Source organism: Exiguobacterium sp. s22, assembly GCF_018617455.1.
In the GTDB taxonomy this organism is placed as follows: domain Bacteria; phylum Bacillota; class Bacilli; order Exiguobacteriales; family Exiguobacteriaceae; genus Exiguobacterium.
This window is the reverse complement of record NZ_JACSKD010000012.1, coordinates 1-25,748: the sequence shown is the minus strand read 5'-3', so window position 1 is coordinate 25,748 and position 25,748 is coordinate 1. Positions and strand designations below refer to the sequence as shown.

Annotated in this window: 41 protein-coding genes; all 41 read left to right on the top strand. The window is 46.9% G+C overall.

Going from position 1 to position 25,748, the window contains the following annotated elements; translation table 11 throughout:
• The first annotated feature begins 93 nt into the window (after positions 1–93).
• Positions 94–2,172 carry an elongation factor G gene (gene fusA, locus KNO94_RS14440; RefSeq protein ID WP_012727681.1) on the top strand — a complete coding sequence of 693 codons (2,079 nt, stop codon included), beginning with the start codon at positions 94–96 and terminating at the stop codon, positions 2,170–2,172.
• Between the two features lie 114 nt (positions 2,173–2,286).
• Entirely contained in the window at positions 2,287–3,474 is a 1,188-nt protein-coding gene (tuf, locus tag KNO94_RS14435; protein ID WP_078147868.1) for an elongation factor Tu, read from the top strand.
• Positions 3,475–3,582: 108 nt separating this feature from the next.
• Positions 3,583–4,092, top strand: a complete 510-nt coding sequence (locus KNO94_RS14430; protein WP_214780853.1) for a hypothetical protein — start codon at positions 3,583–3,585, stop codon at positions 4,090–4,092.
• 377 nt (positions 4,093–4,469) lie between these two features.
• Positions 4,470–4,778: a 30S ribosomal protein S10 gene (gene rpsJ / locus KNO94_RS14425; RefSeq protein WP_074032438.1), complete on the top strand. Its 309-nt coding sequence runs from the start codon at positions 4,470–4,472 to the stop codon at positions 4,776–4,778.
• A gap of 61 nt (positions 4,779–4,839) precedes the next feature.
• On the top strand, positions 4,840–5,466 hold the full coding sequence (rplC, locus tag KNO94_RS14420; protein ID WP_214780851.1) for a 50S ribosomal protein L3: 627 nt from the start codon (positions 4,840–4,842) through the stop codon (positions 5,464–5,466).
• A 28-nt stretch (positions 5,467–5,494) separates the two neighbouring features.
• Positions 5,495–6,118 carry a 50S ribosomal protein L4 gene (rplD, locus tag KNO94_RS14415; RefSeq protein ID WP_026824833.1) on the top strand — a complete coding sequence of 208 codons (624 nt, stop codon included), beginning with the start codon at positions 5,495–5,497 and terminating at the stop codon, positions 6,116–6,118.
• Positions 6,118–6,399, top strand: a complete 282-nt coding sequence (rplW, locus tag KNO94_RS14410) for a 50S ribosomal protein L23 (RefSeq protein ID WP_012727675.1) — start codon at positions 6,118–6,120, stop codon at positions 6,397–6,399. The genes rplD and rplW overlap by 1 nt, the downstream gene beginning before the upstream one ends.
• A gap of 34 nt (positions 6,400–6,433) precedes the next feature.
• Positions 6,434–7,264 (top strand): 50S ribosomal protein L2, encoded by an 831-nt coding sequence (gene rplB, locus KNO94_RS14405; RefSeq protein WP_012727674.1) that lies wholly within the window; start codon positions 6,434–6,436, stop codon positions 7,262–7,264.
• Between the two features lie 66 nt (positions 7,265–7,330).
• Positions 7,331–7,606 carry a 30S ribosomal protein S19 gene (rpsS, locus tag KNO94_RS14400; RefSeq protein ID WP_012727673.1) on the top strand — a complete coding sequence of 92 codons (276 nt, stop codon included), beginning with the start codon at positions 7,331–7,333 and terminating at the stop codon, positions 7,604–7,606.
• Positions 7,607–7,626: 20 nt separating this feature from the next.
• The gene (gene rplV, locus KNO94_RS14395; protein WP_012727672.1) at positions 7,627–7,959 is read left to right on the top strand and encodes a 50S ribosomal protein L22; all 333 of its coding nucleotides are present in this window, start codon (positions 7,627–7,629) and stop codon (positions 7,957–7,959) included.
• A gap of 13 nt (positions 7,960–7,972) precedes the next feature.
• On the top strand, positions 7,973–8,632 hold the full coding sequence (gene rpsC, locus KNO94_RS14390; RefSeq protein WP_026824837.1) for a 30S ribosomal protein S3: 660 nt from the start codon (positions 7,973–7,975) through the stop codon (positions 8,630–8,632).
• Between the two features lie 32 nt (positions 8,633–8,664).
• Positions 8,665–9,102 (top strand): 50S ribosomal protein L16, encoded by a 438-nt coding sequence (gene rplP / locus KNO94_RS14385; RefSeq protein WP_012727670.1) that lies wholly within the window; start codon positions 8,665–8,667, stop codon positions 9,100–9,102.
• Positions 9,089–9,292, top strand: coding sequence for a 50S ribosomal protein L29 (rpmC, locus tag KNO94_RS14380; protein WP_012727669.1), 204 nt, complete (start codon positions 9,089–9,091; stop codon positions 9,290–9,292). The genes rplP and rpmC overlap by 14 nt, the downstream gene beginning before the upstream one ends.
• Positions 9,293–9,324: 32 nt before the next feature.
• Positions 9,325–9,585: a 30S ribosomal protein S17 gene (gene rpsQ, locus KNO94_RS14375; protein ID WP_012727668.1), complete on the top strand. Its 261-nt coding sequence runs from the start codon at positions 9,325–9,327 to the stop codon at positions 9,583–9,585.
• A gap of 44 nt (positions 9,586–9,629) precedes the next feature.
• Entirely contained in the window at positions 9,630–9,998 is a 369-nt protein-coding gene (gene rplN, locus KNO94_RS14370; protein WP_012727667.1) for a 50S ribosomal protein L14, read from the top strand.
• Between the two features lie 36 nt (positions 9,999–10,034).
• Positions 10,035–10,343 (top strand): 50S ribosomal protein L24, encoded by a 309-nt coding sequence (rplX, locus tag KNO94_RS14365; protein WP_012727666.1) that lies wholly within the window; start codon positions 10,035–10,037, stop codon positions 10,341–10,343.
• Between the two features lie 32 nt (positions 10,344–10,375).
• Positions 10,376–10,915, top strand: coding sequence for a 50S ribosomal protein L5 (rplE, locus tag KNO94_RS14360; protein WP_012727665.1), 540 nt, complete (start codon positions 10,376–10,378; stop codon positions 10,913–10,915).
• A 20-nt stretch (positions 10,916–10,935) separates the two neighbouring features.
• Positions 10,936–11,205, top strand: a complete 270-nt coding sequence (gene rpsN / locus KNO94_RS14355) for a 30S ribosomal protein S14 (protein WP_012727664.1) — start codon at positions 10,936–10,938, stop codon at positions 11,203–11,205.
• A 31-nt stretch (positions 11,206–11,236) separates the two neighbouring features.
• Positions 11,237–11,635, top strand: a complete 399-nt coding sequence (gene rpsH, locus KNO94_RS14350; RefSeq protein ID WP_012727663.1) for a 30S ribosomal protein S8 — start codon at positions 11,237–11,239, stop codon at positions 11,633–11,635.
• Between the two features lie 33 nt (positions 11,636–11,668).
• On the top strand, positions 11,669–12,208 hold the full coding sequence (gene rplF, locus KNO94_RS14345) for a 50S ribosomal protein L6 (RefSeq protein WP_012727662.1): 540 nt from the start codon (positions 11,669–11,671) through the stop codon (positions 12,206–12,208).
• Positions 12,209–12,242: 34 nt separating this feature from the next.
• Positions 12,243–12,605 carry a 50S ribosomal protein L18 gene (gene rplR, locus KNO94_RS14340; protein ID WP_012727661.1) on the top strand — a complete coding sequence of 121 codons (363 nt, stop codon included), beginning with the start codon at positions 12,243–12,245 and terminating at the stop codon, positions 12,603–12,605.
• Positions 12,606–12,625: 20 nt separating this feature from the next.
• Positions 12,626–13,126, top strand: a complete 501-nt coding sequence (gene rpsE / locus KNO94_RS14335) for a 30S ribosomal protein S5 (protein WP_012727660.1) — start codon at positions 12,626–12,628, stop codon at positions 13,124–13,126.
• Positions 13,127–13,141: 15 nt separating this feature from the next.
• Positions 13,142–13,327, top strand: coding sequence for a 50S ribosomal protein L30 (rpmD, locus tag KNO94_RS14330; RefSeq protein WP_214734753.1), 186 nt, complete (start codon positions 13,142–13,144; stop codon positions 13,325–13,327).
• A gap of 31 nt (positions 13,328–13,358) precedes the next feature.
• Positions 13,359–13,799, top strand: a complete 441-nt coding sequence (gene rplO, locus KNO94_RS14325; protein WP_012727658.1) for a 50S ribosomal protein L15 — start codon at positions 13,359–13,361, stop codon at positions 13,797–13,799.
• Positions 13,799–15,088, top strand: coding sequence for a preprotein translocase subunit SecY (gene secY, locus KNO94_RS14320; protein ID WP_214780849.1), 1,290 nt, complete (start codon positions 13,799–13,801; stop codon positions 15,086–15,088). Before rplO ends, secY begins: the two co-directional genes overlap by 1 nt.
• A 78-nt stretch (positions 15,089–15,166) precedes the next feature.
• Entirely contained in the window at positions 15,167–15,817 is a 651-nt protein-coding gene (locus KNO94_RS14315) for an adenylate kinase (protein ID WP_012727656.1), read from the top strand.
• Positions 15,814–16,572, top strand: coding sequence for a type I methionyl aminopeptidase (gene map / locus KNO94_RS14310; RefSeq protein ID WP_211782057.1), 759 nt, complete (start codon positions 15,814–15,816; stop codon positions 16,570–16,572). Before KNO94_RS14315 ends, map begins: the two co-directional genes overlap by 4 nt.
• 105 nt (positions 16,573–16,677) lie before the next feature.
• A complete protein-coding gene (infA, locus tag KNO94_RS14305) occupies positions 16,678–16,896 on the top strand; it encodes a translation initiation factor IF-1 (protein WP_021066622.1) in 219 nt (72 codons plus the stop codon).
• A 30-nt stretch (positions 16,897–16,926) separates the two neighbouring features.
• The gene (gene rpmJ / locus KNO94_RS14300) at positions 16,927–17,040 is read left to right on the top strand and encodes a 50S ribosomal protein L36 (RefSeq protein WP_003156543.1); all 114 of its coding nucleotides are present in this window, start codon (positions 16,927–16,929) and stop codon (positions 17,038–17,040) included.
• A 19-nt stretch (positions 17,041–17,059) separates the two neighbouring features.
• A complete protein-coding gene (gene rpsM / locus KNO94_RS14295; protein ID WP_012727653.1) occupies positions 17,060–17,425 on the top strand; it encodes a 30S ribosomal protein S13 in 366 nt (121 codons plus the stop codon).
• Positions 17,426–17,441: 16 nt separating this feature from the next.
• Positions 17,442–17,837, top strand: coding sequence for a 30S ribosomal protein S11 (gene rpsK, locus KNO94_RS14290; protein ID WP_012727652.1), 396 nt, complete (start codon positions 17,442–17,444; stop codon positions 17,835–17,837).
• Between the two features lie 92 nt (positions 17,838–17,929).
• Positions 17,930–18,874, top strand: a complete 945-nt coding sequence (locus KNO94_RS14285; protein WP_012727651.1) for a DNA-directed RNA polymerase subunit alpha — start codon at positions 17,930–17,932, stop codon at positions 18,872–18,874.
• 24 nt (positions 18,875–18,898) lie between these two features.
• Positions 18,899–19,252 carry a 50S ribosomal protein L17 gene (gene rplQ / locus KNO94_RS14280; protein ID WP_012727650.1) on the top strand — a complete coding sequence of 118 codons (354 nt, stop codon included), beginning with the start codon at positions 18,899–18,901 and terminating at the stop codon, positions 19,250–19,252.
• Between the two features lie 69 nt (positions 19,253–19,321).
• On the top strand, positions 19,322–20,158 hold the full coding sequence (locus tag KNO94_RS14275) for an energy-coupling factor transporter ATPase (RefSeq protein WP_214743080.1): 837 nt from the start codon (positions 19,322–19,324) through the stop codon (positions 20,156–20,158).
• Positions 20,134–21,012 (top strand): energy-coupling factor transporter ATPase, encoded by an 879-nt coding sequence (locus tag KNO94_RS14270; protein ID WP_214780847.1) that lies wholly within the window; start codon positions 20,134–20,136, stop codon positions 21,010–21,012. The genes KNO94_RS14275 and KNO94_RS14270 overlap by 25 nt, the downstream gene beginning before the upstream one ends.
• The gene (locus KNO94_RS14265; RefSeq protein ID WP_214780845.1) at positions 21,009–21,800 is read left to right on the top strand and encodes an energy-coupling factor transporter transmembrane component T family protein; all 792 of its coding nucleotides are present in this window, start codon (positions 21,009–21,011) and stop codon (positions 21,798–21,800) included. Before KNO94_RS14270 ends, KNO94_RS14265 begins: the two co-directional genes overlap by 4 nt.
• A complete protein-coding gene (gene truA, locus KNO94_RS14260) occupies positions 21,797–22,537 on the top strand; it encodes a tRNA pseudouridine(38-40) synthase TruA (protein WP_214780843.1) in 741 nt (246 codons plus the stop codon). The genes KNO94_RS14265 and truA overlap by 4 nt, the downstream gene beginning before the upstream one ends.
• A gap of 144 nt (positions 22,538–22,681) precedes the next feature.
• Positions 22,682–23,119 (top strand): 50S ribosomal protein L13, encoded by a 438-nt coding sequence (rplM, locus tag KNO94_RS14255; protein ID WP_026824852.1) that lies wholly within the window; start codon positions 22,682–22,684, stop codon positions 23,117–23,119.
• 25 nt (positions 23,120–23,144) lie between these two features.
• Positions 23,145–23,537: a 30S ribosomal protein S9 gene (gene rpsI / locus KNO94_RS14250; RefSeq protein WP_012727644.1), complete on the top strand. Its 393-nt coding sequence runs from the start codon at positions 23,145–23,147 to the stop codon at positions 23,535–23,537.
• Positions 23,538–23,671: 134 nt separating this feature from the next.
• Positions 23,672–24,703, top strand: a complete 1,032-nt coding sequence (locus KNO94_RS14245) for a P-loop NTPase (RefSeq protein ID WP_214743084.1) — start codon at positions 23,672–23,674, stop codon at positions 24,701–24,703.
• Between the two features lie 11 nt (positions 24,704–24,714).
• Complete coding sequence (locus KNO94_RS14240; RefSeq protein WP_214743085.1) at positions 24,715–25,359, top strand: KinB-signaling pathway activation protein; 645 nt, start codon at positions 24,715–24,717, stop codon at positions 25,357–25,359.
• Positions 25,360–25,748 lie beyond the last annotated feature (389 nt).

The window sequence follows — 25,748 nt, the reverse complement described above, 5'->3', positions numbered from 1 at the left end:
CCGCCAAGCATGGCTTAACGGAGTGGCTTTCGGGTATAATCATATCGTGTGCGCGCACACGAAAATCAAACATGCGGAAGGAGAATACCCAGTATGGCAAGAGAATTCTCCCTAAAGAATACTCGTAACATCGGGATTATGGCTCACATCGATGCCGGTAAAACGACAACAACTGAACGTATTCTTTATTACACAGGTCGTATCCATAAAATTGGTGAAACTCACGAAGGTGCTTCACAAATGGACTGGATGGAGCAGGAGCAAGAGCGTGGAATCACGATCACTTCAGCTGCGACAACTGCACAGTGGAATGGCCACCGTGTAAACATCATCGATACACCTGGACACGTAGACTTCACAGTAGAAGTTGAACGTTCACTCCGTGTACTTGATGGTGCGGTTGCTGTACTTGACGCTCAGTCAGGTGTAGAACCACAAACAGAAACTGTATGGCGTCAAGCGACGACATATGGTGTACCACGTGTCGTATTCGTCAACAAGATGGATAAAATCGGCGCAGACTTCTTGTACTCTGTGAAGACGCTCCACGATCGTCTTCAAGCGAACGCTTACGCGATCCAACTCCCAATCGGAGCAGAGGACGATTTCAAAGGGATCATCGATCTCGTTGAAATGAAGACTTACATGTACAACAACGACCTCGGTACTGACATCGAAGTAACGGATGGCTTCCCAGCTGACATGGCTGACCAAGCTGAAGAACTTCGCGGTCAATTGATCGAAGGTGTTGCTGACTTCAACGAAGAGTTGATGATGAAGTACCTTGAAGGTGAAGAGATTTCAATCGATGAATTGAAAGCTGCAATCCGTCAAGCGACACTTAGCGTTGAATTCTACCCTGTACTCGTTGGTTCTGCCTTCAAGAACAAAGGTGTTCAGCTCATGCTTAACGCCGTTGTTGATTACCTCCCATCACCAGTTGATGTAGAGTCAATCAAAGGGATCAACCTCGATACAGAAGAAGAAATCACGCGTGAGCCTTCTGACGAAGCTCCATTCTCAGCACTTGCGTTCAAAGTTATGACTGACCCTTACGTCGGTAAATTGACGTTCTTCCGCGTGTACTCTGGTACAGCTGAAGCAGGATCATACGTGAAGAACTCGACTAAAGGGAAGCGCGAGCGTCTCGGTCGTATCCTTCAAATGCACGCAAACAGCCGTGAAGAGATTCCAATGGTATTCGCTGGTGATATCGCCGCTGCTGTTGGTTTCAAAGACACGACTACTGGTGACACGCTTTGTTCTGAGAAAGATAACATCGTTCTCGAGTCAATGACGTTCCCAGAACCAGTTATCTCGGTTGCAATCGAGCCTAAATCGAAAGCAGACCAAGATAAGATGGGTCAAGCTCTTGCGAAACTCGCAGAAGAAGATCCAACATTCCGCACTGAAACAAACCCTGAGACTGGTCAAACGATCATCTCTGGTATGGGTGAGCTTCACCTTGATATCCTCGTTGACCGTATGCGTCGCGAGTTCAAAGTAGAAGCTAACGTTGGTGCACCACAAGTTGCTTACCGTGAAACAATCCGTGGCGCTGCGAAGATCGATTCGAAATTCGTTCGTCAGTCTGGTGGACGCGGTCAGTACGGTCACGTTGTCGTAGAATTCGAGCCGAACGAAGAAGGCGCTGGATTCGAGTTCGAGAACAAGATCGTCGGTGGTGTTGTACCACGTGAATACGTCCCTGCTGTTCAAAACGGGATTGAAGAAGCTCTCGAAAACGGTATCCTCGCTGGTTACCCAGTAGTAGACGTTAAAGCTCGTCTCGTATTCGGATCGTACCACGATGTCGACTCGAACGAGATGGCGTTTAAAGTTGCTGCTTCGATGGCGGTTAAACAACTTAAGGACCAAGCGAAAGCTGTCATCCTTGAGCCAATGATGCGTGTTGAAGTTGTTATCCCAGAAGAATACATGGGTGACATCATGGGTGACGTTACGTCACGCCGTGGACGCGTAGAAGGTATGGAAGCTCGCGGTAACGCACAAGTCGTTAAAGCGATGATTCCACTTTCAGAAATGTTCGGTTACGCAACATCACTTCGTTCACGTACACAAGGACGTGGAACGTACTCGATGCACTTCGATCACTACGAAGAAGTACCGAAATCAATTGCTGAAGAAATCGTCAAAAAAGCGAACGGCTAATAACGGTTGTATCGCTAGATTGATTGTTGTAAGCTAAGGAGGACGTATGTTAAAAGTAACCTACGTCTTCCTAGTTAAATAAAAACTAATCGTTTAATAGAGGAGGAATCTAGAATGGGTAAAGAAAAATTCGACCGTTCTAAACCGCACGTTAACGTTGGTACAATCGGCCACGTCGACCACGGTAAAACAACTTTGACTGCAGCAATCTCTGCTGTACTTTCACGTGCACAAGGTAAAACAGCTACTAAGTTCGACCAAATCGATGGTGCTCCAGAAGAGCGCGAACGCGGTATCACAATCGCAACAGCTCACATCGAGTACGAAACTGACAAGCGTCACTACGCACACGTTGACTGCCCAGGACACGCTGACTATGTTAAAAACATGATCACTGGTGCTGCACAAATGGACGGCGCGATCCTCGTTGTATCTGCAACAGATGGCCCAATGCCACAAACACGTGAGCACATCCTTCTTTCACGTCAAGTAGGTGTTCCTTACATCGTAGTATTCATGAACAAAGTTGACATGGTAGACGACGAAGAGCTTCTCGAACTCGTTGAAATGGAAATCCGTGAACTTCTTTCTGAATACGACTTCCCAGGCGACGACCTCCCTGTAATCAAAGGTTCTGCACTTGGCGCACTTAACGGTGAAGCTCAGTGGGAAGAAAAAGTTATGGAACTCATGAACGCTGTTGATGAGTACATCCCAGAACCAGTTCGTGACACTGAAAAAGACTTCATGATGCCTGTTGAGGACGTATTCTCAATCACTGGTCGTGGTACTGTAGCGACTGGTCGTGTTGAGCGTGGTGTTCTCCGCGTCAACGACGAGATCGAAATCGTTGGTCTTACAGAAGAAACGAAGAAAACTGTATGTACTGGTGTAGAGATGTTCCGTAAGCTTCTTGACTATGCTGAAGCTGGCGACAACATCGGTGCACTTCTCCGTGGTGTATCACGTGACGACATCGAGCGTGGACAAGTACTTGCTAAGCCAGGTTCAATCACACCACACTCAAAGTTCAAAGCATCAATCTACGTTCTTTCTAAAGAAGAGGGTGGCCGTCACACGCCATTCTTCGCGAACTACCGCCCGCAGTTCTACTTCCGTACAACTGACGTAACAGGTATCGTTCACCTTCCAGAAGGTACTGAAATGGTAATGCCAGGAGACAACATCGAGTTGACGATCGAATTGATTTCTACAATCGCGATCGAAGACGGTACACGTTTCTCTATCCGTGAGGGTGGCCGTACTGTAGGTGCTGGTTCAGTAACAGAAATCATCGAGTAATCGATTGATTCAACTGAACAACTTCAAGCAGTCCGCAATATGCGGGCTGCTTTTTTATGTTTTCATCATGACATGATAAGATGAGGCATATGAGAAAGGAGTGGCGTCATGCTGAAGCAACTAGAGACGATTTGTCGCTTGAATGGGATTGAGTATCGGATCGGCGGCTCAGAGCTGTTGAAGCACCATCACATTGTCGAGGTGACGAATGACATCGATGTCTTTGTGGAGCCAGACCAGTTTGAAAAAATCGACCGGGTACTCAGTCGTGCCGGTGAGAAGCAATCATCTGAACCACATGAAGCGTACTTGACGACTTATTTTGGAGAGTATGCATTCGAGGGAACAGATGTGGACGTCATGTCCAGTTTTCGAATGAAGTGCACGGACGGGATTTATACGCATCCTTTCATTGAGCCGGCTGGACAATGGATGCACCTCGAGGAGTGGATTGTTCTTTATACGGTGATTGATCGTGAAGAAAAACTAGATTCCTTGATTCACTATTTTAAGCACCACTCTATTAATGAAGGAATTGTCCATGAATGTTTAAAAAGAGCTCCGCAATCGGTCATAGAAGGGGTTACAGAGCGTTTTGGTGAGTTGATGAAACGCTAGGTCGAGTTGACATGGGAGTTCGTTTGAAAAATAGTTCAATAAAAGAATGAATTTTTGCTTGCAAAAGCTCGCGAATCTTGTTACATTAGGGAACGTTGAGCAACTCATCAGACAACCGGCAACTTCAAAAATCTAATCTTGCATTCCATGACCAGATTAGATATAATGATTAAGTGTTTGTGCGAGTGGTGAGAGACTTTACAGCAGAAAATGGGTCCAATCGTTGATTTGCAATGATCGGATGCCTCTGCTGACACAAGCACGCTGCGTTGAAGCGGGAGGTTATGACACGCCAGGCAGCATTGCCATGGCCGGTGTGGAAATTTCCGCGGAGAATTGTCTATTTTAAAAGTAGGCGACAAAGGAGGGAAACAAACATGGCAAATGAAAAAATTCGTATTCGTTTAAAAGCATATGACCATCGCGTTCTCGATCAATCAGCTGAGAAGATTGTTGACACTGCGAAGCGTTCAGGTGCAAAGGTATCGGGTCCAATCCCGCTTCCAACTGAAAAATCGGTTTACACGATCCTTCGTGCGGTTCACAAGTACAAAGATGCTCGTGAGCAGTTCGAAATGCGTACACACAAACGCTTGATCGACATCGTAAACCCAACACCGAAAACAGTCGATTCGCTTATGCGTCTCGAGTTACCATCAGGTGTAGACATCGAAATCAAACTTTAATTCTTCATATAGTAGATACTAGCCAGAAGAGACAATTAATTATTAACAGGAGGTGTATCTCATGGCTAAAGGAATCTTAGGAACAAAACTTGGTATGACTCAAATCTTCAACGAAGCAGGCGAAGTTGTACCAGTAACAGTAGTTGCTGTAGAAGGTAACGTCGTTCTTCAACTTAAAACAGTTGACACAGACGGTTACGAAGCAGTTCAACTTGGTTTCGGAGACATCAAAGAATCACGTCAAAACAAACCAGCAAAAGGTCACGCTGCGAAAGCAAACGCGACACCTAAGCGCTTCATCAAAGAAGTTCGTACTTCAGTAGAAGGATACGAAATCGGTCAAGAGATTAAGGCAGACATTTTCGCTGCAGGTGAATTAGTAGACGTTACAGGTACATCGAAAGGTAAAGGATTCCAAGGTGCGATCAAGCGTCACGGACAATCACGTGGACCAATGGCTCACGGTTCGCGCTACCACCGTCGTCCTGGTTCGATGGGTCCTGTCGCTCCTAACCGCGTATTCAAAGGGAAACTTCTTCCTGGTCAAATGGGTGGAGAGCGTAAAACAATTCAAAACCTTGAAGTCGTTAAAGTTGATGTGGAACGTGGCCTTCTCCTCGTGAAAGGTGCTATCCCAGGCGCTCGTAAATCGAACGTCATCATCAAATCAGCGGTCAAAGGTAACTAATTAACTGCACGGAAAGGAGGAATTACGAATGCCTAAAGTAGCTTTGCTTAACCAAACAGGTTCACAAGTTGGCGAAATCGAATTGGCAGAAGCCATCTTCGGAATCGAGCCAAACGAATCAGTACTTTACGACGCAATCGTCATGCAACAAGCATCACGCCGTCAAGGTACTCACGATACGAAAGGTCGCTCGGAAGTACGCGGTGGCGGCCGTAAACCATGGAAACAAAAGGGAACTGGTCGTGCGCGCCAAGGTTCTATCCGCTCACCACAATGGGTTGGTGGTGGTACAGTCTTCGGTCCAACACCACGTTCATACTCTTACAAACTTCCTAAGAAGGTTCGTCGTTTAGCACTTCTCTCGGCTCTTTCGTCGAAAGTACAAAACAACGAATTCATCGTCCTCGAAGGCCTTGCTTTCGATGCACCAAAAACAAAAGATATGGCTGCTGTACTCAACAGCTTATCAGTAGAACGTAAGGCTCTTGTAGTCACAGCGGACTACAATGAGACTATCGCTCTCGCAGCTCGTAACATCCCAGGAGTGACTGTGATCGACGCAGCAGGCGTAAACGTTCTTGACCTCGTTGCTAACGACAAAGTCATCTTCACTAAAGATGCGGTTGCGAAGGTAGAGGAGGTGCTTGCATAATGGCTCAAGCATACGATATCATCAAACGTCCAATCATCACTGAGCGTTCAGTTAGCCTCATGGAAGCTAACAAATACGTTTTCGAAATCGACGTAAAAGCGACTAAATCGCAAGTGAAACACGCTATCGAAACAATCTTCAACGTGAAAGTTGCTTCGGTAAACACAATGAACTACAAACCGAAAGCGAAACGTGTCGGTCGTCACTCTGGTTACACAGCTCGTCGTAAAAAAGCGATCGTAACCCTTGCTGAAGGCAACACAATCGACTTCCTCGGTTAATTAACTACCTTAGAAGAAAAGGAGGGAATCCTCGATGGCAATCAAAAAGTTTAAGCCGACCACTAACGGTCGTCGTAACATGACATCTCTCGACTTTGCAGAGATCACAACGAATCGCCCTGAAAAATCGTTAACTGAAAAGCTTTCGAAAAAAGGCGGACGTAACAACCAAGGTCGCTTGACTGTTCGTCACCAAGGTGGCGGTCACAAGCGTAAATACCGTATCATCGATTTCAAACGTAACAAAGATGGCGTTGCAGGACGCGTAGCAACGATCGAATACGATCCAAACCGTTCAGCAAACATCGCACTCATCAACTATGTAGATGGTGAGAAACGTTACATCCTCGCTCCTAAGGGCATCAAAGTAGGCATGGAAATCATGTCTGGTCCTGAAGCGGATATCAAAGTGGGGAACGCTCTTCCACTCGTAAACATCCCTGTCGGTACAACAATCCACAACATCGAGCTTAAGCCTGGTAAAGGCGGTCAGCTAGTTCGTGCGGCTGGTGCATCGGCACAAATCCAAGGACGTGACGGCAAGTACGTCATCGTTCGTCTTCAATCAGGTGAATCACGTTTGTTCCTCGGCACTTGCCGCGCGACAATCGGTTCAGTTGGTAACGAAGAACACGAACTCGTAAACATCGGTAAAGCAGGACGTTCACGTTGGTTAGGCAAACGCCCAACAGTACGTGGTTCTGTAATGAACCCGGTTGATCACCCACACGGTGGTGGTGAAGGTCGTGCGCCAATCGGTCGTTCGGGCCCACTTACTCCTTGGGGTAAACCAGCTCTTGGTCTTAAGACTCGTAAGAAAAACAAATCGAGCGACATGTACATCCTTCGTCGCCGTAAGAAATAATTACTACATGATTCTCGGGCGGTTCGAAAGGGCCGTTCCCGAATCATTCCAAAGGGAGGTTCTAACATGGGTCGCAGCTTGAAAAAAGGTCCATTCGCAGATCACCACTTACTCGCTAAAGTTGACAAACTCAACGAATCTGGTGAGAAGCAAGTCATCAAAACTTGGTCACGTCGCTCGACGATCTTCCCAGAATTCATGGGTCACACGTTCGGTGTGCACGATGGTCGTAAACACGTACCAGTATTCGTGACAGAAGACATGGTTGGTCACAAACTTGGTGAATTCGCTCCAACACGCACTTACAAAGGTCACGGATCAGACAAGAAAACGAAACGGTAATTTGAGGGGAGGTCAAATCCATGCAAGCTAAAGCATCAGCTAATATGGTCCGTCTTGCTCCTCGCAAAGCACGTCTCGTTGTAGACTTAATTCGCGGGAAACAAGTCGGCGAAGCGCTCTCTGTCCTTGCTCACACGAACAAGGCAGCATCGCCAGTCGTTGAAAAAGTATTAAAATCAGCGATTGCTAACGCAGAGCACAACTACGATATGAACATTGAGAACCTCGTCGTAACAGAAGCTTACGTAAACGAAGGTCCAACACTCAAACGCTTCCGCCCACGTGCGATGGGTCGCGCAAGCCGTATTAACAAACGCACAAGCCACATCCACATCGTGGTAACTGAGAAATAAGGAGGGATATGTAGTGGGTCAAAAGGTAAATCCGCACGGTCTTCGCGTTGGTGTTATCAAAGACTGGGATTCGCGTTGGTACGCTGAGAAAGACTACGCTGATCTCCTTCATGAAGACTTCGTTATTCGTGAATACATCGAAAACAAAATGAAGGATGCTAGTGTTTCTAAAGTTGAAATCGAACGCGCTGCAAACCGCGTGAACATTTCGCTTCACACTGCGAAGCCAGGTATGGTAATCGGTAAAGGTGGTTCTGAAATCGAATCACTCCGTAAACACATTACAAAACTCGCTGACGGAAAACGCGTTCACATCAACGTTGTTGAAGTGAAAAACGCTGACGCTGTTGCGAAGCTTGTAGCAGAAAACATTGCTCGTCAATTGGAAGGTCGCGTATCATTCCGTCGTGCAATGAAACAATCTATTCAACGTTCGATGCGTACTGGCATCAAAGGGATCAAAACAGAAGTTTCTGGTCGTCTTGGTGGCGCTGATATCGCTCGTTCAGAGAAGTACTCGGAAGGAACAGTTCCACTTCACACACTCCGTGCCGACATCGACTACGGAACAGCTGAAGCTGACACAACTTACGGTAAAATCGGCGTAAAAGTTTGGTTATACCACGGTGAAGTTCTTCCAACTAAAAACAACACAGCGAAAAACGCTGAATAATAAACACTCTTTCAGGAAGGAGGCAACACACTATGTTGTTACCTAAACGCGTGAAATATCGTCGTGTACACCGTGGTAAAATGCGCGGGAACGCTAAACGCGGCACAACTGTACACTTCGGTGAGTTCGGTCTCCAAGCTCTCGAAGCGAGCTGGATTACAAACCGTCAAATCGAATCAGCACGTATTGCAATGACACGTTATATGAAACGTGGTGGTAAAGTGTGGATCAAGATCTTCCCACACAAACCGTACACTAAAAAGCCTCTCGAAGTCCGAATGGGTTCGGGTAAAGGTGCTCCAGAAGGCTGGGTAGCTGTAGTTAAGCCTGGCAAAGTAATGTTCGAAATCGCAGGTGTATCTGAGGAAGTGGCACGTGAGGCACTTCGTCTTGCATCGCACAAACTTCCAGTAAAATGTAAGTTCGTGAAACGTGAAGAAAATGGTGGTGATACGAATGAAAGCAACTGATCTCCGTCAATCAACAACTGAAGAGCTCAACGGTAAAGTGGGCGAGTGGAAAGAAGAACTCTTTAACCTTCGCTTCCAACTTGCTACAGGTCAGCTTGAGAATCCTGCTCGTATCCGTGAAGTACGCAAGTCGATTGCGCGTGCTAAAACGATTCTTCGTGAACGCGAACTCGGCATCAACAACGGCTAATTACATCGGATTCTTGAGAGGAGGTAACACTCATGGAACGCAACAACCGTAAAGTGTTCACTGGTCGCGTCGTGTCTGACAAAATGGACAAAACGATCGTCGTCGCAGTAGAAACAAAGGTTCGTCATAAACTTTATGGCAAACGTGTAAACTACACGAAGAAATATAAAGCACACGATGAGAACAACGTCGCTAAAGTGGGCGATATCGTTCGCATCGCGGAAACACGTCCTCTTTCTAAAGACAAACGTTTCCGTCTTGTAACAGTAGTAGAAGAATCAGTAATCATCTAATAACAGTTCGGATTTATTAAACATCCGGAGGGAGGTACACTCGCATGATTCAACAAGAATCTCGCTTGAAAGTAGCAGACAACTCTGGCGCGCGTGAACTGTTGACAATTAAAGTTCTCGGTGGTTCTGGTCGTAAGACTGCAAACATCGGTGACATCATCGTCGCAACGGTAAAACAAGCAACACCAGGTGGCGTTGTTAAAAAAGGTGACGTTGTCAGAGCAGTTGTCGTTCGTACAAAACGCGGCGCTCGTCGTAAAGATGGTTCGTACATCCGTTTCGATGAGAACGCAGCAGTCATTATCAAAGATGACAAGAGCCCACGCGGCACACGGATCTTCGGGCCAGTTGCACGTGAACTTCGTGAAAAAGAATTCATGAAGATCGTTTCGTTGGCACCGGAAGTACTTTAATTTCCAATTTCAATCCTATAAGGAGGTGCGCAAACGATGCATGTTAAAAAAGGCGATACAGTCCAGGTAATGTCTGGTAAAGATAAAGGCAAGCAAGGGGTTATCCTCAAAGCTATGCCAAGCAAAAACCGCGTAGTGGTTGAAGGCGTAAACGTGATGAAAAAACACGCGAAACCTTCACAAGCGAATCCACAAGGCGGGATCCTTGAGATCGAAGCACCAATTCACGTCTCGAACGTAATGCCACTTGACCCTAAAACTGGCAAACCAACTCGTGTTGGTTTCAAAGTAGTCGATGGTAAAAAAGTTCGTGTCGCGAAATCGGGCGAATCACTCGATAAATAAGAAGAACGTGACGAAAGGAGGTCCATTCGACTATGAACCGTTTGCAAGAGAAGTATAAAAGCGACATCGTGAAAGCGATGATGGATAAATTCAACTATGACTCGGTCATGCAAGTACCGAAAATCGAAAAGATTGTCATCAACATGGGTGTAGGTGACGCTGTATCGAACTCGAAAGCACTTGACATGGCAGTTGAAGAATTAACAATTCTTTCAGGTCAAAAACCACTCGTAACGAAAGCGAAGAAATCAATCGCTGGTTTCAAACTTCGTGAAGGTATGCCAATCGGTGCGAAGGTTACACTTCGTGGCGAGCGCATGTACGATTTCCTCGACAAATTGGTAACTGTTTCACTTCCACGTGTACGTGACTTCCGCGGTGTATCGAAGAAAGCATTCGACGGACGCGGTAACTACACGCTTGGCGTGAAAGAGCAACTTATTTTCCCTGAGATCGATTACGATAAAGTATCTAAAGTACGCGGTATGGACATCGTTGTTGTTACAACAGCAAACACAGACGAAGAAGCACGTGAATTACTCACACTTCTCGGTATGCCATTCCAAAAATAATCTAGAGGGAGGTCGACAACATGGCTAAGAAGTCAATGGTGAATCGCGAACTTAAACGCGAGAAACTCGTTGCCCAGTACGCTGAAAAGCGTGCGAAGTTGAAAGCTGAAGGCGATTATATCGGACTCAGCAAATTGCCACGTAACTCGTCACCTGTACGCTTGCACAACCGTTGCAGCATCACAGGTCGTCCGCATGGTTACATGGGTAAATTCGGGATCAGCCGTATCAAGTTCCGTGATCTTGCATACAAAGGTCAAATCCCTGGTGTTAAAAAAGCAAGCTGGTAATCCACTAACAGTGTGAAAGGAGGTACATCGCATGGTAATGACAGACCCTATTGCAGATATGCTTACACGTATCCGTAACGCTAACATGGTTCGCCATGAAAAAATGGAGCTTCCAGCTTCGAACATTAAACGTGAGATCGCTGAAATCCTTAAGCGTGAAGGTTTCATTCGCGATGTTGAATATATCGAGGACGCTAAACAAGGTACACTTCGTCTTTTCCTTAAATATGGAGCAAGCAACGAACGTGTAATCACTGGTCTCAAACGTATTTCGAAACCAGGTCTTCGCGTATACGCAAAAGCTGATGAAGTACCTAAAGTACTCGGAGGACTCGGAATCGCAGTTCTTTCGACATCTAAAGGTCTTATGACTGATAAAGAAGCTCGCCAACAACAAGTCGGCGGCGAAGTGATCGCCTACATCTGGTAAGTCACTTTTCTAACAAGAACGGAGGTGTAATCAATGTCACGTATTGGTAAAAAACCAGTTACGATTCCTGCTGGCGTTACTGTAACAGTTGCTAATGACAACACGGTCACAGTAAAAGGTGCTAAAGGTGAACTTTCGCTTTCAGCTAACCCGGCATTGGAAATCAAAGTTGAAGAGAACGAATTGACGGTTGTTCGTCCAGACGAATCGAAAGAAAGCCGCACAATTCACGGTACGACACGTGCCCTTATTGCCAACATGGTACAAGGTGTGTCGAACGGATTCCAAAAAACACTTGAGATCTCGGGGGTTGGTTACCGTGCTACGAAGCAAGGTAACAAACTCGTCCTCAACCTCGGCTACTCGCACCCAATCGAGTACGTCGCTGAGGAAGGTATCGAAATCGAAGTTCCTTCAAACACGCAAATCATCGTAAAAGGGATTAACAAAGAGCGCGTCGGTCACGTTGCTGCTCAAATCCGCTCGTACCGTGCTCCAGAACCTTACAAAGGTAAAGGTGTTCGTTACTCTGATGAACGTATTCGCCGTAAAGAAGGTAAGACTGGTAAGTAATTCGTCACGAAATGAACGGAAAGGAGTGGCATAAATGATCACAAAGGCAGATAAAAATGCAGTTCGTAAAAAACGTCATGCTCGCGTACGTCGTACGATCACGGGGACAGCAGCTCGTCCACGTTTGAACGTATTCCGTTCGAGCAAGCACATTTACGTTCAACTTATCGATGACGCGGCACAAACAACGCTTGTGTCTGCATCTTCGAAAGATAAAGCTCTCGATCTTACAAATGGCGGTAACGTTGAAGCAGCGAAAGCTGTTGGTAAACTTGCTGCAGAACGTGCACTCGAGAAAGGTATCGACACAGTTGTGTTCGACCGTGGTGGATACCTCTATCATGGCCGCGTCAAAGCTGTTGCAGAAGCAGCTCGTGAAGCAGGTCTTAAATTCTAATAAAAAGGAGGGGACACTCGATGCGCCAGTTAGACGTTAACATGGAACAACTTGAAGAACGCGTTGTTACCGTAAACCGCGTCGCGAAAGTCGTAAAAGGTGGCCGCCGCTTCCGTTTTGCTGCTCTCGTAGTCGTAGGTGACAAAAATGGTCACGTCGGTTTCGGTACAGGTAAGGCACAAGAGGTGCCAGAAGCGATTCGCAAGGCTATTGAAGCCGCTAAGAAAAACATGGTACAAGTACCTATGGTTGGTACAACAATTCCACACGAAATCACAGGAGTATTCGGAGCAGGTCGTGTATTCATGAAACCAGCTTCTGAAGGTACTGGGGTTATCGCTGGTGGTCCAGTTCGTGCGGTGCTCGAACTTGCAGGTGTAGGTGACATCCTTTCGAAATCGTTAGGTTCAAACACACCGATCAACATCGTCCGCGCGACGGTACAGGGCTTGACTGAGCTCAAAAAAGCAGAGGAAGTTGCTAAACTACGTGGTAAAAGCGTAGAAGAACTTCTTAACTAAGGGAGGGAACTAGACATGGCGAAACTCGCAATCACCCTCACACGCAGCACAATTGGTCGTCCGGAAGATCAGCGTGTTACTGTACGTACACTCGGTCTTCGCAAAATGCATCAAACGGTCGTTGTCCCAGACAACGTCGCGATGCGCGGTATGATCAATAAAGTGTCGCACCTTGTGACTGTAAAAGAAATCAACGAATAATAAAGATTTTAATAAATAAGGAGGTGCCACTATGAAACTCCATGAATTGAAGCCAACTCCAGGTTCACGTCACGAACGTAACCGTGTCGGTCGCGGTATGGCGACTGGTAACGGTAAAACTTCTGGTCGTGGACACAAAGGTCAAAAAGCTCGTTCGGGCGGTGGCGTTCGTCCAGGATTCGAAGGTGGACAAAACCCACTTTACCGTCGTCTTCCAAAACGCGGTTTCAACAACCCAACTCGTAAAGAGTACGCGGTTGTTTCCCTAGACACGCTTAACCGTTTCGAAGCAGGTACTGAAGTTACTCCAGAACTCTTAATCGAGACTGGTGTTGTCAGCTCTGCTAAAGACGGAATCAAGGTCCTTGCTAACGGCAAGCTTGAAACTAAATTGACTGTAAAAGCCAACAAGTTCTCGGGTGCAGCGAAAGAAGCAATCGAAGCAGCTGGCGGTACAGTTGAGGTGATCTGATGTTTCAGACGATCTCCAATATGTGGCGCGTGAAAGATATTCGACAGCGTATTCTCTTCACACTCGCAATCATCATCATTTTCCGCATCGGGGCTCATATCCCGGTGCCGATGGTGAATACGGATGTGTTGCGTTTTGACTCAGGAGGTCTTCTTGACTTCTTGAACTTGTTTGGAGGAAATGCTTTACAGAACTTCTCCTTGTTCGCAATGGGGATCATGCCGTACATTACGGCATCGATCGTTGTGCAACTTTTACAAATGGACGTCGTTCCAAAGTTTGCCGAATGGGCTAAACAAGGAGAGGCGGGCCGTAAAAAGTTAGCGACGGTCACGCGCTATGGGACGATCATCTTAGGCTTTATCCAAGCGACTTCATTGTCGTTTGGATTCAACCGCCTCTACCCAGGTCTCGTCAATGAGATGTGGGGAACGGCAACGTACTTTGTGATCGCGATTGTACTCACTGCGGGTACGGCGTTCTTGATGTTCCTTGGTGAAATGACAACGGAGAAAGGTGTTGGGAATGGTATTTCCATCATTATCTTCGCTGGTATCGTTGCCGGGTTCCCAAGAATCTTTACGCAGATTTATGAAACAAAACTCCAAAACGCTGGAGATGCATTGTTCATTAATATCGTTTACTTGGTTGTATTGGCTCTCGTTATTTTGGCTGTGACGGTTGGGATCATTTATGTTCAACAAGCGGCACGCAAAATTCCAATCCAATATGCAAAACGCACGGCGAACCGTACCCCAGTGGGCGGTCAGTCGACGCACTTGCCAATCAAACTAAACGCAGCAGGTGTTATCCCGGTTATCTTCGCGATTTCCTTCATGGTAACACCACCAACTGTTGCAAGCTTCGTTGCTTCTCCGGAGACAACGCAAAAATTACAAACGTACTTTGACACGACGGCGCCAATCGGAATGTCGATTTACGTTGCGTTAATCATTGCGTTCTCATATTTCTATACGTTTGTTCAGGTCAATCCAGAGCAAATGGCAGAAAACCTGCAGAAGCAAGGTGGTTATATTCCTGGGATTCGTCCTGGGGCGCAAACAGAACAGTACATCACGAAGTTACTGTATCGATTGACTTTCTTCGGAGCGATTTTCTTATCGCTCGTGGCGATCATGCCGACAATCTTTATTAAGCTTGCCGGGCTTCCAACTTCCGTTCAAATCGGAGGAACGAGCATTTTGATCGTCATCGGGGTAGCCCTCGAAACGATGAAACAAATCGAGAGTCAACTTGTAAAACGACACTATAAAGGCTTTATCCGTTAAAGCGGAAGGAAGGGTCAACCCTTCCTTCCTGTCGTGTTTACAAGCCTTCGTGAAAATCAAAACTGGAGGCTAACCGAGATGAATCTAGTACTCATGGGCTTACCGGGTGCTGGGAAAGGGACTCAGGCGGCTAAAATCGTAGAAGAGTACCAAATCCCTCACATTTCGACAGGCGACATGTTTCGTGCGGCAATCAAAGGCGGAACGCCACTCGGTAAAGAGGCCAAGTCATTCATGGATAAAGGTGAACTCGTACCGGATGAGGTAACAATCGGAATCGTACGTGAACGTCTTAGCCAAGATGACACAGAAAAAGGTTTCTTACTCGATGGATTCCCGCGTACTGTTGCTCAAGCAGAGGCACTCGAAAGTTTGCTTAAAGATTTGGGGAAACAGATTGACCACGTCGTCAACATCGATGTGGATGCGGAAATTCTCGTTCCACGCTTAACAGGTCGTTGGATCTGCCCAACGTGTGGTGCGACATATCACGTGATCTTTAACCCACCAAAAGTGGAAGGTATCTGTGATGTGGATGGGTCGGCTCTTATGCAACGTGAAGACGATAAAGAGGAAACGGTTCGCCGTCGCCTTGACGTCAACATCGAGCAATCGAAACCACTCATTGACTTTTACGCTGAAAAAGGGTATCTTCGTACATTGGATGGAGATCGTCCAATCGATGTCGTGTATGCCGATGTCAAAGCATTACTCGGTGATACTGAATGATCATCACGAAGACGCCTCGTGAAATTGCGATTATGCGTGAGGCTGGGCAAATTGTTGCTCGAACGCACCAGGTGCTCAAACAGCACATTAAACCAGGAATCACGACGCTAGAGCTCGACCGGATTGCGGAAGATTACATTCGCAGCCAAGGTGCGACGCCATCGTTCAAAGGCTACAACGGTTTTACCGGTAGTGTTTGTGCTTCGGTGAATGAGGAGCTTGTTCATGGCATTCCAGGAAAACGGGTATTGAAAGATGGAGATATTATCTCAATCGACATCGGTGCCTACTACAATGGATACCATGGAGATTCCGCTTGGACTTATCCAGTGGGAACAATCTCGGAAGAGACACAGCGGCTACTTGACGTAACCGAAGAAAGTCTGTATAAAGGATTGGAGCACGCCAAGGCTGGAGGGCGATTGACAGATATTTCGCATGCGATTCAAGCATATGTTGAATCACATGACTTTTCTGTCGTCCGCGAATACGTCGGTCATGGTGTTGGACAAAATTTGCATGAAGAACCGCAAATTCCACACTATGGTCCACCGGGGAAAGGGCCGCGCCTGAAGACTGGGATGACGTTAGCCATTGAACCAATGGTCAACGCTGGTCAACGCTATGTTCGAACACTGGCTGATAACTGGACAGTTGTCACCGTGGACGGTAGCATGTGCGCCCACTTTGAGCACACCATCGCCATCACAGACGATGGATACGAGATTTTAACGAAACTCGATTCCGGTGAATGAGGCTCTATTGTTTCATACTGATCCATTTTGGATCCTTCTCTCACAGTAGATGGCAATAGATCGTCTGTGCTCCTAAAGATTTTCATATAGAAAGGGGAATAAATGATGGCGAAACAAGATGTCATTGAAGTGGAAGGCACTGTTGTCGAACCACTTCCGAACGCAATGTTTAAAGTGGAGTTAGAAAACGGCCACACGGTGCTCGCGCACGTCTCAGGGAAAATTCGGATGCACTACATTCGGATCCTTCCAGGTGACCGCGTAACTGTTGAGTTGTCTCCATACGACTTGACTCGCGGGCGGATTACGTACCGTTATAAGTAACTCCGATTTTTCCAGGAGGAGGGTATACTCATGAAAGTAAGACCGTCGGTAAAACCGATTTGCGAAAAATGTAAAGTTATTCGCCGTAAGGGTAAAGTAATGGTAATTTGCGAAAACCCGAAACACAAACAAAAACAAGGTTAATTTCAGAGGAGGTGCACACATGGCACGTATTGCTGGTGTAGATATTCCACGCGAAAAACGTATCGTTATTTCGCTCACATACATCTATGGTATTGGTAAAACAAAAGCACAAGAAATTTTGAAGGCTGCAAACGTTTCTGAAGAGACACGCACACGCGACCTTACTGAAGATGAACTCAACCGTATCCGTGAAGCAATTGACGGAATCAAAGTTGAAGGTGACCTTCGTCGTGAAGTTTCACTTAACATCAAACGTTTGATCGAGATCGGCGCATACCGCGGTATCCGTCATCGCCGTAGTCTCCCTGTTCGCGGTCAAAACACGAAGAACAACTCGCGTACTCGTAAAGGCCCACGCCGTACAGTAGCGAACAAGAAGAAGTAAAGGAGGGAATTGAACAATGGCGAAACGTAAGCAAAACGTACGTTCTAAACGTAAAGTTAAAAAACATGTTGAAGTCGGTGTGGTACACATCCGTTCTACATTCAACAACACAATCATTACAATCACTGACACGCAAGGTAACGCGATCTCATGGGCTACTTCTGGTAACCTCGGATTTAAAGGATCACGTAAATCGACTCCGTTCGCAGCACAAATGGCTGCTGAAACTGCAGCGAAAGTTGCAATGGACAACGGTATGCGTACAGTAGAAGTTAACGTTAAAGGTCCTGGTGCTGGACGTGAAGCGGCTATCCGTGCGCTCCAAGCTACTGGTCTCGAAGTTACTGCAATCCGTGACGTAACTCCAGTTCCGCACAACGGTTGCCGCCCTCCGAAACGTCGCCGCGTATAATCGCTTGAGCGTGTGAAGGGCTTACCTAGCACGACAGCTTATACTTTAGCAGCTCAAACTGCACGGCAGGATATACTCAAGGAGGGGTTCAGATGATCGAGATTGAAAAACCAAAGATCGAAACGGTCGAAATCAGCGAGGACGCTACGTTTGGTAAATTCGTAGTAGAACCGCTTGAACGTGGATATGGCACTACTCTCGGTAACTCACTACGTCGAATTCTATTGTCATCGCTCCCAGGTGCAGCGGTAACAGCGGTTCAAATCGATGGCGTGCTTCACGAGTTCTCTACGATTGACGGTGTTGTCGAAGATGTCACTCAAATCGTACTCAACCTCAAGAAGTTGGCACTCAAAGTGTACTCGGAAGAAGAGAAAACGCTTGAGATTAACGTTTCAAGTGCCGGTGCTGTCACTGCGGCAGACATTACCCATGATAGCGACGTTGAAATCTTGAATCCTGAGCTCCACATCGCGACTCTCGCTGACAATGCGACGCTTCGCATGCGTTTGACTGCTCGCCGTGGTCGTGGTTACGTCCAGGCAGAAGATAACAAACGTGATGATATGCCGATTGGGGTCATTCCAATCGATTCGATCTATACACCGATTCAACGCGTGAACTACGAAGTAGATAAAACACGTGTCGGTCAAGACGCAAGCTTTGATAAGCTTTTGTTAGACGTGTGGACAGATGGTTCAATTCGTCCGGAAGAAGCTGTATCATTAGGGGCTAAAATTTTGACTGAACACTTGAACATCTTCGTTGGTTTGACAGATGAAGCTCTCAACGCAGAAATTATGGTCGAGAAAGAAGAAGACCAAAAAGAAAAAGTACTCGAAATGACGATTGAAGAACTCGATCTCTCAGTTCGTTCGTACAACTGCTTGAAGCGCGCTGGCATCAACACTGTTCAAGAACTCGCAAACAAATCAGAGGAAGAGATGATGAAAGTTCGTAACCTCGGACGTAAATCACTCGAAGAAGTTCAACACAAGTTGGACGAACTCGGTTTGGGCTTGCGTAAAGAAGACTAAGTTCAACCGAAGGAGGGAAATGTAATGGCTTATTCGAAACTTGGCCGTACAAGCTCGCAACGCAAGGCGCTTTTGCGTGATCTTGCAACTGACCTAATCATCAACGAGCGCATTCAAACAACTGAACAAAAAGCGAAAGAACTTCGCCCAGTCGTTGAAAAATTGATCACTCTTGGGAAACGTGGCGATCTTCATGCCCGTCGTCAAGTAGCTTCATTCGTTCGCAAGGAGAACGCTGGAGAAAAAGACGCAATCCAAAAATTGTTCGAAGACGTGGCACCACGCTACGCTGAACGTCAAGGTGGATACACGCGCATCATGAAAGTCGGCCCACGCCGCGGTGATGGTGCAGAAGTTGTAATCATCGAACTCGTCTAATTCATTAGGCAGTCAACAGGGCATGCGGTGACGTATTGCCCTGTTTCCACATCAGAAAGGAGTCGACCCATGGAATCACAAATTATGGTACGGGATGTCGTATTTCATTACCCTGGACAGTCTGAGCCGGCGCTTAACGGCCTATCGCTCGATGTATATAAAGGGGAATGGCTTGCGATTGTCGGCCATAATGGTTCCGGCAAGTCGACGCTGACAAAGTTGTGGAACGGGCTTCTTATTCCTGAACAGGGGGAAGTCCGCGTCGAGACACTCGATCCGTCGAACGCCACAGACGTGTGGGACGTTCGAACGCGGATCGGGGTCGTCTTTCAAAATCCCGACAATCAATTTGTCGGGGCGACCGTGCGCGATGATGTGGCATTTTCTCTCGAAAACATGGGACTTCCACGTCAAGAAATGGTTCGTCGAATTGATGACAGTCTAGCGCGCGTTGGATTATCGGAACTAGCGGACCGTGAACCGCATCAGTTATCCGGTGGACAAAAGCAGCGCGTTGCGATAGCTGCGGCTCTCGCAATGCGCCCGCGTGTCCTCGTGCTCGATGAAGCGACCTCTATGCTCGACCCGATTGGGCGACAAGAGGTATTACAAACGGTACGACAGCTCGTCTCGGAAGGGATGACCGTTGTTGCCATTACACACGAGCTCGACGAAGTGTTGTTTGCCGACCGTATCATTGCATTGTCGAAAGGCACGATTGCGATGACCGGCACACCTGAAGACGTGTTTCAACATCCAGATACGCTTCGTGACATTCAATTAGATGTCCCGTTTATCGTTCGGATGCAACTCGAACTGAAGGCGCGTGGCATTCCACTCGATCGTCTGATGCTACAACATTCGGAGTTGGTGAACCATCTATGCCGATACGCATTGAAGAAGTAACATATCAATATCAACTGAATACTCCGTTTGAACGAACCGCGCTGCGCGATGTGAATGTAACCATTCCGTCGGGAGCGCTTGTTGCGTTTCTTGGGCATACGGGCTCTGGGAAATCAACACTCGTTCAACATATGAACGGCTTATTGCGCCCGACTGACGGACGCGTGGTGGTCGATGATATCACTGTCACCCCAATTCGGACGCGTCGTGACAAAAAACAGAATCTTTTACCGCTTCGGCGTCGCGTTGGGCTCGTCTTTCAATATCCAGAGCACCAATTGTTTGAAGAGACGGTCGAACGCGACGTCATGTTCGGTCCGCGCAACTTCGGGGCGACAGATGCCGAAGCGAAAGAGCGTGCCCACGAGGCCCTTCGTCTTGTTGGGTTAGATGAAGCATTATGGGATCGTTCTCCGTTTGATCTCTCAGGCGGCCAGATGCGTCGTGTGGCGATTGCTGGGGTTTTAGCGAGCCGACCCGACGTGCTTATTGTCGATGAACCGACAGCGGGTCTCGACCCGATTGGGAGACGGGACATGCTCGCCTTATTCAAACGCTTGCGAGAAGAGTTGAATCTGACGTTGATTCTTGTCTCGCATGACATGGACGATGTACTCACCTATGCAGAACGCGTCATCGTGATGGAGCATGGTCAAGTTGCGTTTGATGGGAATCCGTTTGAATTGTTTCAAGACGGGGCACTAGTCCGACGTCTCCAGTTAGATCTCCCGCATGTTCTTGAACTCGCTCGAGATTTAGCGCCAATCTTTGGTGAAACAGAGATTCCGCTTATACGGACCGAGACTGAATTGGCTGATTGGATAGCGGAACGACTGAAAGGGGGAGCGACATGATTATCGGTCAGTATATACCGGGACATTCGTGGCTCCACTCGCTCGATGCTCGTGCCAAGACACTTTTCATATTAGGATTTATCCCGGTCGTATTTTTAGCAGACAACTTGTGGACGAACTTGTTTCTACTAGCATTCACGTTATTTGTGGTTAAACTATCACAACTGTCGTGGCGTTATTTATGGAATGGATTACGCATGATTCTTTTTTTAATCGTCTTCACATTGTTGTTGCAGTTGTTATTCAATCGAGACGGCACACTTCTTTTCGAATTAGGTCCGATCGCGATTTATTCGGAGGGGATTCGGATGGGACTGATCGTCTCGCTTCGCTTCTTTTATCTCGTCATGTTGACGACACTCGTGACGTTGACGACGACACCGATGGAATTGACCGATTCAATTGAAGCGGGACTACGACCGTTCGAACGGATTCGTGTGCCGGCCCATGAGATTGCGTTGATGCTCTCTATTTCACTTCGTTTCCTCCCGACCCTCGCGGACGAGACGGACCGAATCATGAAAGCCCAGCAAGCTCGAGGCGTCGATTTGATGAGCGGACCTTGGAAATCCCGACTAAAAGGGGTCATTCCCCTTTTGATTCCATTGTTCATCTCCGCGTTTAAGCGCGCTGAGGACCTTGCTACAGCGATGGAGGCACGTGGTTACCGTGGAGGGGAAGGGCGGACGAGATTGCGTGAGATGGCGTGGCAAACGCGTGATACGGGCGTATTACTCATCTTTGTCGCCTTGACACTCATATTGTTTGGATTGAGAGGGATTGGATGAGACGTATTAAACTGATTGTTTCTTATGACGGAACGCATTATGCAGGATATCAAGTACAGCCGAATGGCAATACCATTCAAGCGGAAATCGAGGCAGTTCTGACCCGCATGCATCGTCATCCGGTAAAAATCGTCGCCTCTGGTCGCACAGACGCCCGTGTGCACGCATTAGGGCAAGTGATTCACTTTGATACGTCCCTACAGATGCCGGCTGAGCGGTTCGTCAAAGCGTTAAACGCGATGCTACCGGACGATATCCTCGTTAAACAGGCGGAAGAAACGGATACCTCATTTCACGCACGTTACGGTGCGAAACGAAAAGAGTATCGCTATCACATCCGTCAGACGGAGGACCCATTTCGTCGGCACTATGCTGCGACCGTGACCTATACGCTGAACGTAGAAGTGATGCGTCAAGCCATGGAGCGGTTGATTGGGACCCATGACTTCACGTCGTTCTCTGTAACAAAGGCGGAAGTCGAAGACCGTGTCCGTACCATCTACGAAGCCGAAGTGCTCGAGATAGGGGACGAGATGATCTTTCGGTTCGTTGGATCGGGCTTTTTATATAATCAAGTCCGTATTATGGTCGGGACGGTCATCGAGGTCGGGAGAGGGAAGTATCAGCCCGCTGATATCACCGAAATGCTGGAGGCGAAAGACCGCCGCGTGGCGGGAATCACCGCGCCCCCACATGGTTTGTATTTATGGAATGTGAATTATGAAAAAGTAGATTGACATTCCCCCTATAAAATCGTATTATATTCATTGGCATTTCATTTTCACATTTAGAGATGAACCACAATCTTAGCCCCGTAAACTAGGATTATGATAAAGCATCAAAAAAATTAAGTGAACAGACATTTCTAGGAGGTATTCCACATGCGCACAACATTCATGGCTAAAGCATCTGAAGTAGAACGCAAATGGCTCCTTATCGACGCAGAAGGCAAAACACTTGGTCGTTTGACTAGTGAAGTAGCTTCACTTCTTCGCGGTAAGCACAAGCCGACTTTCACACCACACGTTGATTGCGGAGACCACGTCATCATCATCAACGCTGAGAAAATCAAATTGACTGGTAACAAATTGAATGACAAGATCTACTACCGTCATTCAGGTCATCCAGGCGGTTTGAAATCACAAACTGCAAAAGAGCTTCTCGCAAAACGTCCAGAGCGTATGCTTGAACTCGCGATCAAAGGGATGCTTCCAAAAGGATCACTCGGTCGTCAACAATTCAACAAACTCCACGTTTACGCTGGAACTGAACACAAACATGAAGCACAAAAACCAGAAGTTTACGAACTTCGCGGTTAATCGAGACACAGGGAGGAACTAAACGATGGCAGATGTACGTTACTACGGAACAGGCCGCCGCAAACACTCGGTGGCTCGCGTTCACCTCGTTGCAGGTGACGGTAAAGTTGTTGTAAATGGCCGCGATATCTCAGAATACTTCGGTCATGAGACTTTAATCATGATGGCTAAATCACCACTCGTATTGACTGAAACAGAAGGTAAATACGATGTAATCGTTAACGTTAACGGTGGTGGATACACTGGACAAGCTGGAGCGATTCGCCACGGCGTATCACGTGCGCTTCTTCAAGCGGACCCAGAATTCCGTCCAAGCCTCAAAGAAAAAGGCTTCTTAACTCGTGACGCTCGTATGAAAGAACGTAAAAAATACGGTCTTAAAGCAGCACGTCGCGCACCACAATTCTCGAAGCGTTAATCTTCGCGATGTGGTTCGAACTCTCCATCCTTTTGGGTGGAGAGTTTTTTGTTTAAATTAGTCGATTCCGAACCCGTCAAGAAAACGCTTTTTTTGATATACTGATATCGAAACAGTTATAAGGGGGAAGCAATATGCTTACAGTAGAGCAAGTACGCGAGGAATTGGCGGGGCTTGTTGATCCGACAATCAACCGAACGCTTGGAGATACAGCGGGAGTTAAAGACATCCGCATTAAAGAAGACTATGTGAGTGTGAAAGTAGCACTCGGGCAAACAGGGAGCGGGGAACAGCTTCAGTTACAACAGGAGATCGTCACGTTGCTCAAGGGGAAAGGCTTTAAGACGGTTGGACTTCGTTTTGAGGCATTGAACGACGAAAGCTTGAAGGAGGCAACAAAGCCGGCAATCCTTCGTGAGAATTCAGGAACAACGTTTATCGCGATCGCTTCAGGTAAAGGTGGCGTAGGGAAATCGACAGTATCCGTCAACTTAGCTGTTGCCCTTGCGCGTGCCGGGAAGAAAGTTGGCTTGATTGATGCGGATATTTATGGATTCAGTGTTCCGGATATGCTTGGGATCGAAGAACGTCCGGTCGTTCGTGGGGAAAAAATCATTCCAGTTGAGCGGTTCGGCGTGAAAGTCATTTCGATGGGCTTCTTCGTTGAAGACAATGCGCCGGTTATCTGGCGTGGACCGATGCTTGGGAAGATGCTCAATAACTTCTTTAATGATGTGGAGTGGGGAGACCTCGACTATCTATTGCTCGACTTACCGCCAGGAACTGGAGACGTCGCGCTTGATATTCATTCCATGCTCCCGTCATGCCAAGAATTGATTGTGACGACACCTCATGCGACAGCAGCCTTCGTTGCTGCACGTGCGGGAGCGATGGCGATTAAAACGAACCATAAAGTGTTAGGTATCATTGAGAACATGGCTTACTTTGAAAGTAAGCTGACAGGTGAAAAAGAATACGTATTCGGTTACGGCGGTGGAGAGAAATTGTCAGAGGCGCTGAAGAGTAAGCTTCTCGCTCAAATTCCACTCGGTCAACCGTATGACAATGAGGAAGATTTTGCTCCTTCCGTCTATCGGGATGGCCATCCGTTCGAGCATACGTATGATGAGTTGGCGCAAGCAGTCATTCAACAAATAGAAGGGTGAATCGGTGAGAGATGAAAGTACAAGGTTTTTTACGTTTGTTTTGGACAACGCTCGTATTTGGAACGTTGTTTGGATTCCTGATGAATTTATTAGCGAATCCAGGTTATTTGGTCAGTCAGTCCTGGGAGGCAATTGTTACAGCGCTTAGTTACTCGAGTACATGGACTGGGATCAGCATGATGGGCTTCTTTGCCTATTTAATTGTTCACCGTGTGGGACTTGATTTATTCAGAGGACCACGTCTATGGAATCGAGTGCAAGTTCTGTTGATTGCATTCGCGATTTTTGATGCCGTCTACTTACGAGTGCTCGCATTCGGAAATGATCATGTGTGGCGTTATATCGGCGAGATGGTTGTTTTACTCATTGTCGCTTGGGTAGTTGCTACGAGTAAGGCGAAACAAACGAACATGACGGCTTTCATCCCGACCCTTTTCTTAATGACAGTGATTACGTTAATCGAGTGGATTCCAGCACTTCAAACAACGGACGAGATTCCATTACTTTGGCCGGCGCTAGCTACATTAGTGTTTGCGAACGCCTATCAAGTGTTGATGCTTCATCGTTTCCAACAAACCGGACAAGTTGCTGAATCAGCTTCATCTGGAGAAGTGAAGAAAAAAAGCAAAAAACAGATGTCGTCAAAATCCTCTTAAACGTTACCGGTTGTATGGATTGCTCTACTTCAGTGGAGCGGTTCATCAACCGGTTTTTTTATATTTAATCGTTCGAATGAAAAAAATAAAAGTTTTTTTAGAAAAATAGTTGACGGAATTTTAGGATGCTGATATATTAATAAACGTCGCTGATGTTGTTCACGAAACAACCTTCAGGAAGCGAAAAAAATAATAAAAAGTGGTTGACTTTACTGAGTCAAATCGCTATTATTAAAAAGTCGCTAACATGACAACGATTGGTCTTTGAAAACTGAACGATGAGGCAAAAAAAGTTTTACAATTTTTGAATGAAGCGCAAGCTTCGTCAATTTAAGAGCTATATCAAATTCTTTGGAGAGTTTGATCCTGGCTCAGGACGAACGCTGGCG